This window comes from Ideonella azotifigens (genome assembly GCF_006519715.1).
Classification (GTDB): Bacteria; Pseudomonadota; Gammaproteobacteria; order Burkholderiales; family Burkholderiaceae_C; genus Ideonella; species Ideonella azotifigens.
In genome coordinates, this window is sequence record NZ_VIDT01000132.1 from 1 (window position 1) to 10,906 (window position 10,906).

The 10,906-nt window shown below is 67.6% G+C and carries 11 protein-coding genes; 7 read left to right on the plus strand and 4 right to left on the minus strand.

What is annotated here, in order from left to right; all coding sequences use genetic code 11:
• The first annotated feature begins 166 nt into the window (after nt 1-166).
• Complete coding sequence (locus FKP22_RS10830) at nt 167-1,378, plus strand: mechanosensitive ion channel family protein (RefSeq protein ID WP_141287505.1); 1,212 nt, start codon at nt 167-169, stop codon at nt 1,376-1,378.
• Nucleotides 1,379-1,564: 186 nt separating this feature from the next.
• Nucleotides 1,565-2,713 carry an HD-GYP domain-containing protein gene (locus FKP22_RS10835; protein ID WP_170200844.1) on the plus strand — a complete coding sequence of 383 codons (1,149 nt, stop codon included), beginning with the start codon at nt 1,565-1,567 and terminating at the stop codon, nt 2,711-2,713.
• A 5-nt stretch (nt 2,714-2,718) separates the two neighbouring features.
• On the opposite strand, the gene FKP22_RS10840 is transcribed toward FKP22_RS10835, so the two are convergent.
• Complete coding sequence (locus FKP22_RS10840; protein WP_141287507.1) at nt 2,719-3,507, minus strand: exodeoxyribonuclease III; 789 nt, start codon at nt 3,505-3,507, stop codon at nt 2,719-2,721.
• Between the two features lie 12 nt (nt 3,508-3,519).
• On the opposite strand from FKP22_RS10840, the gene pyrE reads away from it, so the two are divergent.
• From pyrE to FKP22_RS10855, 3 genes are all read left to right on the plus strand, one after another.
• Nucleotides 3,520-4,194 carry an orotate phosphoribosyltransferase gene (gene pyrE / locus FKP22_RS10845; RefSeq protein WP_141287508.1) on the plus strand — a complete coding sequence of 225 codons (675 nt, stop codon included), beginning with the start codon at nt 3,520-3,522 and terminating at the stop codon, nt 4,192-4,194.
• Nucleotides 4,195-4,287: 93 nt separating this feature from the next.
• Entirely contained in the window at nt 4,288-4,974 is a 687-nt protein-coding gene (locus FKP22_RS10850) for a hypothetical protein (protein WP_141287509.1), read from the plus strand.
• Nucleotides 4,971-5,372, plus strand: coding sequence for a hypothetical protein (locus tag FKP22_RS10855; protein ID WP_141287510.1), 402 nt, complete (start codon nt 4,971-4,973; stop codon nt 5,370-5,372). The genes FKP22_RS10850 and FKP22_RS10855 overlap by 4 nt, the downstream gene beginning before the upstream one ends.
• Before the next feature lie 9 nt (nt 5,373-5,381).
• Here FKP22_RS10855 and gatB read toward each other — a convergent pair whose 3' ends face one another.
• The 3 genes from gatB to gatC are packed head-to-tail and all read right to left on the minus strand — an operon-like array spanning nt 5,382 to nt 8,640.
• Nucleotides 5,382-6,827, minus strand: coding sequence for an Asp-tRNA(Asn)/Glu-tRNA(Gln) amidotransferase subunit GatB (gene gatB, locus FKP22_RS10860; protein ID WP_141287511.1), 1,446 nt, complete (start codon nt 6,825-6,827; stop codon nt 5,382-5,384).
• A gap of 2 nt (nt 6,828-6,829) precedes the next feature.
• The gene (gatA, locus tag FKP22_RS10865; protein WP_141287512.1) at nt 6,830-8,344 is read right to left on the minus strand and encodes an Asp-tRNA(Asn)/Glu-tRNA(Gln) amidotransferase subunit GatA; all 1,515 of its coding nucleotides are present in this window, start codon (nt 8,342-8,344) and stop codon (nt 6,830-6,832) included.
• Entirely contained in the window at nt 8,341-8,640 is a 300-nt protein-coding gene (gatC, locus tag FKP22_RS10870) for an Asp-tRNA(Asn)/Glu-tRNA(Gln) amidotransferase subunit GatC (RefSeq protein ID WP_141287513.1), read from the minus strand. The genes gatA and gatC overlap by 4 nt, the downstream gene beginning before the upstream one ends.
• A gap of 290 nt (nt 8,641-8,930) precedes the next feature.
• Here gatC and FKP22_RS10875 point away from each other — a divergent pair, with 290 nt between their 5' ends.
• Entirely contained in the window at nt 8,931-9,974 is a 1,044-nt protein-coding gene (locus FKP22_RS10875) for a rod shape-determining protein (protein ID WP_141287514.1), read from the plus strand.
• 78 nt (nt 9,975-10,052) lie between these two features.
• The coding region (mreC, locus tag FKP22_RS10880) for a rod shape-determining protein MreC (RefSeq protein ID WP_141287515.1) at nt 10,053-10,906 on the plus strand (854 nt) is incomplete at its 3' end.

Below are 10,906 nucleotides of genomic sequence, written 5' to 3' on the forward strand. Positions count from 1 at the left end.
GCCACCCGTTTTGGCGACGGCCAGTGGGGCCGCGTGGTCGGCGCGCTGGACACGCGGGGCCTGGACGTGAATGCGCTGCTGCAGCGCGCCTACCCGGCCTGATTTTTCGGGCTGATCCCGATGCTGCGGCGCAGCAGAGCGGCACGCCGTTTGCCTCGCTGCCGCGATGCAGCATTTCGATCTCTACGAATGGTGGCAACCGCTGGCGGTGGGCCTAGGCGCCGCGGTGTTGGCCTGGCTGGTCTACCGACTCAGCCAGCCGCTGGTGCGGCGGGTGACCCAGCACTCGCCGGTATTGCATGCCGTGGCAGTGCGGCTGCAGCCGGCCCTGAAATGGCTGCTGCCGCTGATCGCGCTGGAGCTGGTCTGGGCCGGCGTGCCGGACGAGCTGCGCGGCATCGACGGCCTGCGCCACTGGACCGGCATTGCGCTGATCGGCGCCTTCACCGCCGCAGCGATCGCTGCGGTGCGCGGCGTGGTCGATGCGGTTGCCTTGCTGCACCCACAGGACGTCGCCGACAACCTCGAAGCCCGGCGGGTAATGACGCAGGCCCGCGTGCTGTCGCGCATCGCCATTGCCGGGCTGCTGCTGGCAGGCCTGGCCTTCATGCTGATGACCTTCCCCCGCGCGCGCCAGCTCGGCACCAGCCTGCTGGCCTCGGCAGGGCTCTCGGCCCTGGTGATCGGCATTGCCGCCAAGTCGGTGTTCGGCAACCTGCTGGCCGGCCTGCAGATCGCGCTGTCGCAGCCGATCCGCATCGACGACGTGCTGATCGTCGAGAACGAATGGGGCCGGGTCGAGGAGATCACCGGAACCTATGTGGTGCTGAAGATCTGGGACGAGCGCCGGCTCATCATCCCGCTGCAGTGGTTCATCGAGCACCCGTTCCAGAACTGGACCCGCACGACCTCGCAAATCATCGGCAGCGTGATGCTGTGGGTCGACTACACGACCGACCTCGGGCCGATGCGCGCCGAGGCCACGCGGCTGGCCCAGTCCAGCCAGGACTACGACGGCCGCGTCTGCCTGCTGCAGGTGGTGGAGACCAGCGAAAACGCGATGCAGCTGCGGCTGATCGTCAGCTCGCCTTCCGCTGGCCAGAACTGGGACCTGCGCTGCCTGCTGCGCGAAGGCCTGATCGCCTTCCTGCAGCGCAGCCAGCCGCAGGCGCTGCCCAGGGTGCGCGCCGAGCTGCAAGGCGCAGCGTCTGCGCAGAACATCCTGCCCAGCCGCGCAGCAGAAGCCGGTGCCACACCGGCCGCCTCCGCGCCTGGCGCGCAGGCCACTGGCGGCAGCGAAGTCAACACCCAGACCGGCATGGCCAGCCTGGCCGCGCCAACCGGCGGCGTGACGCCACCTGCAGCGCCGCCACGCTGAGCCAAGCTCGCGAAGCTTTGTGAACGGGATGATCCAGGCCTGGGCGGGTCGGTCATGCATGCCCTGCTTCCTGGCTCAGGCAAGGCAAACGTCAAAAGGGCGTTGCCCGGCCCAGCATGGATGCAGGCGTTGCATGGCAACATCGGCCTTCACACGCGGCGGCGGCCGCAACCCTCAACTGTCGTCATGCCTGTTTGCTCACTCTCCTCGGTCAAGAATCGCATCGTGCTGGGTGAGCCGCTGCCGTTCAGCGTGCGAGACGCGAGCCAGATGCTGTTGCTGGCGCGCGGCCAGGTCATCGTCGACGAGGCCCAGTTGCAGGCGCTGTTCAAGCGCGGGGCGGTGGTCGAGCTGGAAGAACTGGCCGAAGCGGTGCAGGCAGTGCGCAGCGAAAACCCGGCACAGCGGCACGCCCAGTTGCCGCAGGAGTGGGAGCGCCGTTCGCGCGAGGTGAAGCGAGCGCTGAACGCACCCAGCGCAGAGTTGGCTGGCGCGCTTCACAAGACCACGGATCAGTTGCTGGCACTGATCGAGTTTTCACCCGACATGGCGCTCTCGCAGGTGGTGCGCCAGCCCGACAGCGGGGCCGGGCACTATGGCGTGAACCATTCCATCCATGCCGCCACGGCCTGCCAGGCGGCCGCGCGTTACCTGGGCTGGAGCGCCACCGAGCAGCGCCGGGCCTTCCAGGCCGCGCTAACGATGAACCTGTCGATGTTCGACTTGCAGGCCCGGCTGGCACAACAGGTCTCGCCGCTGACGGCCAAGCAGCGCGAAACCATCAACGAGCACCCGACCCGCAGCGCCGAGATGCTCAGCCAGGCCGGCATCACCGACCAGGACTGGCTGGACGCGGTGATCCAGCACCACGAACTGGCGGACGGCTCCGGCTACCCGAGCGGCGCGACGGACGTCAGCGAACTGGCCGAGATGCTGCGCCTGGCCGATGTCTACACCGCCCGCCTGAACAGCCGCGCCAACCGGCCGGCAATGAGCGCCCAGCAGGCCGGACGCGAACTTCACCAGATGGCAGGCGCCAGCCCGCTGGCCACGGCGCTGATCAAGGCCTTCGGCGTGTTCCCGCCCGGCAGCCTGGTCAAGCTGGCCTCGGGCGAGATGGGCCTGGTGGTGCGCAACGGCGAACGAGCGCACTGGCCGTTGGTCGCCGCGCTCACCAACACCAGCGGCGCGCCACGCGGGGTGCCGGTGGTGCGCGACAGCGCGCATGCCGATCACGCGGTGGTGGCCTTGCTGTCGGCCCAGGCGCTGCCGATGCGGCTGACCGACGACATGGTCGCCGGCCTGATCGCCAGCAGCCCGAGCCGCGTCGCCTGAATCAGTCAGAGCACGAAGTCGTAATCGATCACCAGCGGCGCGTGGTCCGAGAAGCGCTGATCGAGGTGGATGTATTCGCGCTGGGCGGTGGCGGCGATGCCGGGGGTGGCGAGGTGGTAGTCCAGGCGCCAGCCCACGTTCTTGGCCCAGGCCTGGCCGCGGTTGCTCCACCAGGTGTATTGCTCGGGTTTGTCGTTGAGCTTGCGGAAAACGTCGACCAGGCCGCCTTCTTCGAGCAGCTTGGTCATCCAGTCGCGCTCTTCAGGCAGGAAGCCGGAGTTCTTCTGGTTGCCCTTCCAGTTCTTCAGGTCGATGGCCTTGTGGGCGATGTTGATGTCGCCCACCAGCACGAACTCGCGCTCGGCCTTCAGCGTCATCAGGTACGGGTACATCTGGGCCAGGAAGCGGAACTTGGCCTGCTGGCGTTCTTCGCCCGATGAGCCGCTGGGGAAGTAGCAACTGATGACGCTGAATCTGCGAGCGGGCGTGTCGAAGCGCAACTCGATGTAGCGGCCTTCGAAGTCGAATTCCTCGACGCCAAAGCCGGTGATCACATCGCTGGGCTCCTTCTTGCTGTAAGCCCCGACGCCCGAGTAACCCTTCTTCTGCGCGTAGTGGAAATGCCCATTCATGCCGGCAACCGTGTCGTACTTCCCATTCACGTCGACTGCCTGGGCCTTGACTTCCTGCACCCCCATACAATCTGGCGAGACGCTTTCCGTCCATTGCATGAAGCCCTTGGTCGCTGCCGAACGGATCCCGTTCAAGTTCAGCGTCACCAGCCTGAATCCCATTTGAATTTCTCCATGAAGACCGTTCCCCATACCGACCCGCTGGCGCAGGATTTCGTGCAGTTCTCGGTGGAAGCGGGGGTGCTGCGCTTCGGCGAGTTCACCACCAAGGCGGGTCGGCAGTCGCCGTATTTCTTCAACACGGGGCTGTTCGACGATGGCGCGAAGCTGATGCGGCTGGGCGAATTCTATGCACGCCGCCTGCTGGCCTCGGGCATCGAATTCGACATGCTGTTCGGCCCGGCCTACAAGGGCATCACGCTGGCGGCTGCGGTCGCCATCGGCCTGGCCAAACACGGCAAGAGCGTGCCCTATGCGTACAACCGCAAGGAAGCCAAGGACCATGGCGAAGGCGGCACGCTGGTCGGCGCGCCGGTCAAGGGCCGGGTGCTGATCATCGACGATGTGATCACCGACGGCGCTTCCAAGCGCGAGGCCGCCGACATGATCCGCGCCGCAGGCGCGACGCCGGTGGGCGTGGCCATCACAATGGACCGCCAGGAGCGCGCGTCCGACGATCCCGCCAACCGCCGCTCGGGCGTGCAGTATGTCGAGCAGGAACTGGGCTTGCAGGTGCTGTCTATCGCCACGCTGGCCGACCTGATGCAATTCCTGGCCACCACCGGCGACGCCACGCTGGCGGCCAACACCGAACGCGTCGCGGCCTATCGCACGCGTTACGGAATCTAAGCGCTGAAACACCTGCTGACCGACGCATCCGGCCCTTGCCAGATGACGTACGCTCGCCTCCGAAGTTCCTCTCTCCTTGCCCACCCTCCGTCCATGGCGTCACCAGTTCTGCTGAGTGTGTTGTTCGGCGCCATGCTGGCCGCTGCGGCGCCCGCCGCCTGGGCGGTCGATGCCAAGCCGCAAACCGGCGATGGGCGCATCTACACCTGCACCGATGCCAGCGGACGCCGGCTCAGCTCGGACCGGCCGATTCCCGAATGCCTGTCGCAGGAGCAGCGCGTGCTGGGCCGGGACGGCAGCCAGCGCGGCGTGGTGCCGCCACTGCGCTCGCGCGAGGAGCAGGACCGGCTGGAAGACCTGAAGAAGCAGCAGTCGCAGGACCTGGCGACGCAGAACGAAGCCGTGCGGCGCGACCGCATGCTGCTGACGCGCTACCCCGACGCCGGCTCGCATGACGTGGCGCGCCAGCGCGCGCTGGCGCCGGTGCAAAAGCTGATCGATGCGGCCAAGAGCCGGCTGCACACGCTGGAAGCCGAGGCCGACGGGCTGGCCACCGAACGTGCCGCACTGGGCAACCGGTCGTCTCCGGACGAACTGCGCTCGCGCATCAATGCCAACGAGGGCGCCACCGAGGCGCAGCGCACCATTCTGCAGAACCAGGAAGCGGAGCGGGAACGCATCGTGCAACAGTTCGACGCAGAACGCTCGCGGCTGCAGCAGCTGTGGGCCGGTGCCGCGCCGGGCGCGGCCGATCCTGCCGCCAAGCGCGCCACCCCATGACAATTCTGGTCAACCTGACGACGTCTTTCAGCGCCCACCTGCCGCATTGCGTCGCCGCCCTGCTGCTGGCCGGCGCCGCCGCGGGTGCGTCTGCCTCGCCGGCGACCTATCGCTGCGACAACGGCCAGGTGCTGAACGCGACGATGACCCCGCGCGACGCCAAGCTCAAGCTGGACAGCCAGGAATACCAGCTCAAGCGCGTGCGCGACCGGGCCGACGCCCGCTTCGTCAACAACGCCGGCGTGACGCTGACGTTGGCCAAGAGCCAGGCCGAACTGGCACGCAAGGACCAGCCGACGCTGATCTGCAAGAAGGTCGTGGCCTCGCTGGAGCCCGAGGTGTTGAACGGCAGCGGAGCGTCACGCCGCCCACCGGCAGGCGAGACCGCCTCGCGCTGACTCGCCGGCTCAGAGCTTCTGCTTCAGCAGCTCGCTGGCCTGGGCCGGGTTGGCCTTGCCCTTGCTGGCCTTCATGACCTGACCCACCAGCGCGTTGAAGGCCTTGTCCTTGCCGGCCCGGTATTCCTCGACCGACTTCGGATTCGCGGCGATCACCTCGTCGACGATCTTCTCCAGCGCGCCGCTGTCCTTGGACTGGCGCAGGTCCTTGGCGTCGATGATGGCATCCACGTCGCTGTCGGCGCCGGTCCACAGCGCCTCGAAGACCTGCCGGGCCGAGTTGTTCGACACCGTGCCGTCGTGGATGCGCTGGATCAGCGTCGCCAGCGTGGCCGGCGACACCGGCGCCTGCTCGATGCCGCGGTCCTCGGCATTCAGCCGCTTGCTGATCTCGCCCATCAGCCAGTTGGCGACCAGCTTGGGCTGCCTGCAGACCTCACGCGAGGCCTCGTAGTAGCGGGCAAAGCCCAGCGACTGGGTCATCATCGTCGCGTCGTAAGCCGGCAGGCCATCCTGCTGCACGAAGCGCTCGGCCATCGCACGCGGCAGCTCGGGCATCTCGCCCTTCACGCGTTCCACCCATTCCGGCGCGATTACCAGTGGTGGCAGGTCGGGGTCGGGGAAGTAGCGGTAGTCCGCCGAGTCTTCCTTCGAGCGCATCGCGCGGGTCTCGCCGCGGTCCGGGTTGTAGAGCACGGTGGCCTGCTGGATCGGCAGGCCGTCCTCGATCTGGTCGATCTGCCAGTTCACCTCGTAGTTCACCGCGTCCACCAGGTAGCGAAAGCTGTTGAGGTTCTTGATCTCGCGCCGGGTGCCATAGGGGCGGCCGGGCTTGCGCACTGACACGTTCACGTCGCAGCGGAACGAGCCTTCCTGCATGTTGCCGTCGCAGATGTCCAGCCACATGACCAGCGCATGCAGCGTCTTGGCGTATTCCACGGCTTCCTGGGCCGAGCGCATGTCCGGCTCGGAGACGATCTCCAGCAGCGGCGTGCCGGCCCGGTTCAAGTCGATGCCCGACATGCCCTGGAAGTCCTCGTGCAGGCTCTTGCCGGCGTCTTCCTCCAGGTGGGCGCGGGTCAGCTGCACCTTCTTCTTCTCGCCGCCGACGAAGAACTCGACCTCGCCGCCCTGCACCACCGGGATCTCGAACTGCGAGATCTGATAGCCCTTGGGCAGGTCCGGGTAGAAGTAGTTCTTGCGGGCGAAGATGGACAGCGGCGCCACCTTGGCGCCCACCGCCAGGCCAAAACGAATGGCCCGCTCCACGGCAGCACGGTTGAGCACCGGCAGCGTGCCGGGCAGGGCCAGGTCCACCGGGCAGGCCTGGGTGTTGGGCTCGGCGCCGAAGGCGGTCGAGGCCCCGCTGAAGATCTTGGACAGCGTGGAGAGCTGGACGTGGTTTTCGAGGCCGATGACGACCTCGTAGCCGCGGATGAGTTGAGGTGCGGACATGGTCAGAAGCCCTCCGGCGTGCGGAGGTGGAAATCGGTGGCCTGCTGCAGCGCGTGCGCCGCGTGCAAGAGCCGGCCTTCCTGGAAGTAGTTGCCAATCAGCTGCAGGCCGACCGGCATGCCGTGTTCGCCGAAACCGGCCGGCACGCTCATGCCAGGCAGGCCGGCGAGGCTGCCGGACAGCGTGAAGATGTCGGCCAAGTAGGCCTTGACCGGATCGTCGCCCTGCTCACCCAGCTTCCAGGCCACCGTGGGCGCCACCGGGCCGGCGATCAGGTCGCACTGCTGGAAGCAGGCCTGGAAGTCGTCGGCGATCATGCGGCGCAGCTTCTGCGCCTGCAGGTAGTAGGCGTCGTAGTAGCCGTGGCTCAGCACGTAGGTGCCGATCATGATCCGGCGCTTGACCTCGGCGCCAAAGCCTTCGGCGCGCGTCTTCTTGTACATGTCCAGCAGGTCGCCGTGCTGCTTGGCGCGATGGCCGAACTTGACGCCGTCGAAGCGGCTCAGGTTCGAGCTGGCCTCGGCCGGCGCGATGATGTAGTACACGGGAATCGACAGCTCGGTGCGCGGCAGGCTGAGGTCCACCAGCGTGGCGCCCAGCTTCTCCAGCTCGGCCAAGGCACCGCGCACGGCGCCGTTCACGTCGGCCGCCAGCGCGGCCGGGAAAAACTCCAGCGGCAAGCCAATGCGCAAGCCCTTCAGCGGCTGAGCGGCGGTGGCGCCGTCACGCGCGGTAAGCATCGCGGCATGGAAGTCCTGCGGCGGGCGCTCGGCGCTGGTCGCGTCGCGGGTGTCGAAGCCGCTCATGGCCGACAGCAGCAGCGCGCAGTCCTCGGCGCTGCGCGCCATCGGTCCGGCCTGGTCCAGGCTGGAAGCGAAGGCAATCATGCCGTAGCGCGAGCACACGCCATAGGTCGGCTTGATGCCGGTGATGCCGGAGAAGCTGGCGGGCTGGCGGATCGATCCGCCGGTGTCGGTGCCTGTTGCGGCAGGCACCAGGCGCGCGGCGACCGCAGCAGCAGAGCCGCCAGACGAACCGCCGGGCACTCGCGAGGTGTCCCAGGGGTTGCGCACCGGGCCGAAGGCGGAGTTCTCGTTGGCCGAGCCCATCGCGTATTCGTCGCAGTTGAGCTTGCCCAGCGAGACCATGCCGGCGCCGCTGAAGTCGTCCGCGCCATTGCCCAGGCGGGCGACCACGGTCGCGTCGAACGGGCTGCGGTAGCCGGCCAGCATCTTCGAGCCGGCGGTGGTGGGCATGTCACGGGTGACGAAGATGTCCTTGTGTGCCAGCGGAATGCCGGTCAGCGCGGTGGCCTTGCCGGCGGCGCGGCGCTCGTCGGCCACCGCAGCGGTGGCCAGCGCGCCGGCTTCGTCCAGGTGCAGGTAGGCGCCCAGCGTGGCGTGGGCCTTGGCACGGGCCAGCAGGTGCTGGGTCAGCTCGGTCGAAGAGACTTCACGGGCCGCGAGCTTGGCGGACAACTGGGCCACGCCCAGGGTGTGCAATTCACCTGCGCTCATTCGATCACCTTGGGCACAAGGAACAGGCCGTTCTCGACAGCAGGGGCGCTCAACTGGTTGCGCTCGCGGTTGTTGCTTTCGGTCACCACGTCGTCGCGCAGGCGCAGCGTCACGTCCTGCACTGCCGACAGCGGGGTGTACAGCGGCTCGATGCCGCGGGTGTCGACCGCGCTCATCTGCTCGACGATGCCGAAGAAGCCGTTCAGCTGGGTGAGCATCGCGTCGGCCTCAGCGCCGGAGAGTTCCAGGCGCGCCAGATGGGCGATGCGGCTCACGTCCGCGGGGGAGAGTGCCATGGGTGTTTCAAGGTGAAATCAAAGCGGCCGGAACAGGCTTCCAGCGGGCAAAAAAGGGCCTGCGCACCCCATGTCTGCGGGGGGCTTGGGGTATTATCTCCGGTTATCCGCGACCTATCGGCGACCTCTTCCGATGCCATGTCCAGCGATCCTGCTGCGTGGCACGAGGCCCGCAAGTTCGACGAGCACACCCCCCATCCATGAGCCTCGAGGTACTGAGCCCGCCCTGCGTCCAACGGACGTGGATGGCCGCCGACCTCGTGGCCTGCCATTGTCTGGACTGAGCCCCCATGTTCGCTTCCCTCCGCCGCTACGTTTCCACCGACCTCGCCATTGACCTGGGCACCGCCAACACGCTGATCTACGTGCGAGGCAAGGGCATCGTGCTGGACGAGCCCTCGGTCGTTTCCATCCGTCACGAAGGCGGCCCCAACGGCAAGAAGACCATCCAGGCCGTGGGCCACGAAGCCAAGGCCATGCTGGGCAAGGTGCCGGGCAACATCGAGGCCATCCGCCCGATGAAGGACGGCGTGATCGCCGACTTCACCGTCACCGAGCAAATGCTCAAGCAGTTCATCAAGATGGTCCATCCGCGGTCCCTGCTGAAGCCCAGCCCGCGCATCATCATCTGCGTGCCCTGCGGCTCGACCCAGGTCGAGCGCCGGGCCATCCGTGAATCGGCCCTGGGCGCAGGCGCCTCCGAGGTCTACCTGATCGAAGAACCGATGGCAGCGGCCATCGGTGCCGGCCTGCCGGTGTCGGAAGCTTCCGGCTCGATGGTGGTCGACATTGGCGGCGGCACCACCGAGGTCGGCGTGATCTCGCTGGGCGGCATGGTCTACAAGGGCTCGGTCCGGGTGGGTGGCGACAAGTTCGACGAAGCCATCATCAACTACATCCGCCGCAACTACGGCATGCTGATCGGCGAGCCCACCGCCGAGGCGATCAAGAAGAACATCGGTTCGGCCTTCCCCGGCTCCGAGGTGAAGGAAATGGAAGTCAAGGGCCGCAACCTTTCCGAAGGCGTGCCGCGCAGCTTCACCATCTCGTCCAACGAGATCCTGGAAGCGCTGACCGACCCGCTGAACCAGATCGTCTCCTCGGTGAAAAACGCGCTGGAACAGACCCCGCCGGAACTCGGCGCCGACATCGCCGAGCGCGGCATGATGCTGACCGGCGGCGGCGCGCTGCTGCGCGACCTGGACCGCCTGCTGGCCGAGGAAACCGGCCTGCCGGTGCTGGTGGCCGAGGACCCGCTGACCTGCGTGGTGCGCGGTTGCGGCATGGCGCTGGAAAGCATGGAACGCCTGGGCTCGATCTTCACGCAGGAGTAACCGGCCACTGCAGGGCCGCACGTCATCCGTTGACGCCGCGGCCTCCTCTGTTCATGCCCTGACAAGCGCCCAACCGCCATGCCACTGGGCACCTTCGACCGCAGCCCACCGCCCTTCTTCCGGCAGGGCCTGCCCGCGCTTTCCAAGCTCTTGCTGTGCACCGCGCTGGCCATCTTCCTGATGGCCGCCGACCACCGCTTCGCGCTGACCCAGCCGCTGCGCAACGCCATGGCCACCGCGCTGCTGCCGGTGGTGCGCGTGCTCAGCCTGCCGATGCAGGCCTGGGACGGCGTGGGGGAGTACTTCGGCGGCGTGCACCAGGCCTATGCCAAGGCCGACGCGTTGCAGCAGAAGCTGGTGGTCCAGTCCGAACAGTCGGCCAGCGCCGGCCGGCTGGCCCACGAGAACGCGGAACTGCGCGCGCTGCTGGGACTGCGGCCAGGCCTGCAGGTGCGCTCGCTGGCGGCCGAGGTGCTGTACGAGGCGCCGGACCCTTATTCGCACAAGCTTTTCATCGACCGCGGCAGCCGCCACGGCGTGGTCGACGGCTCGCCTGTGATCAATGAAGCCGGGGTCCTGGGCCAGGTCACGCGCACCTACCTGATGAGCGCCGAGGTCACGCTGCTGATCGACAAGGACGCCGCCATCCCGGTGCTGAACACCCGCACCCAGCACCGCAGCGCAGCCTTTGGCGGCGGTGAGGAAAACCAGATGGAACTGCGCTTCGTCTCGGCGACCGACGACGTGCAGGTCGGCGACCTGCTGACCACCAGCGGTGTCGACGGCATCTACCCGGCCGGACTGCCGGTGGCCAAGGTCACGCGCATGGACAGGCGCGGCGATGCCGGCTTCGCCCGCATCGGCCTGCAGCCCATGGCACCGCTGGGCGGCGTGCACCATGTGCTGGTGCTGGAGCCGCTGGAGCAGCAGCA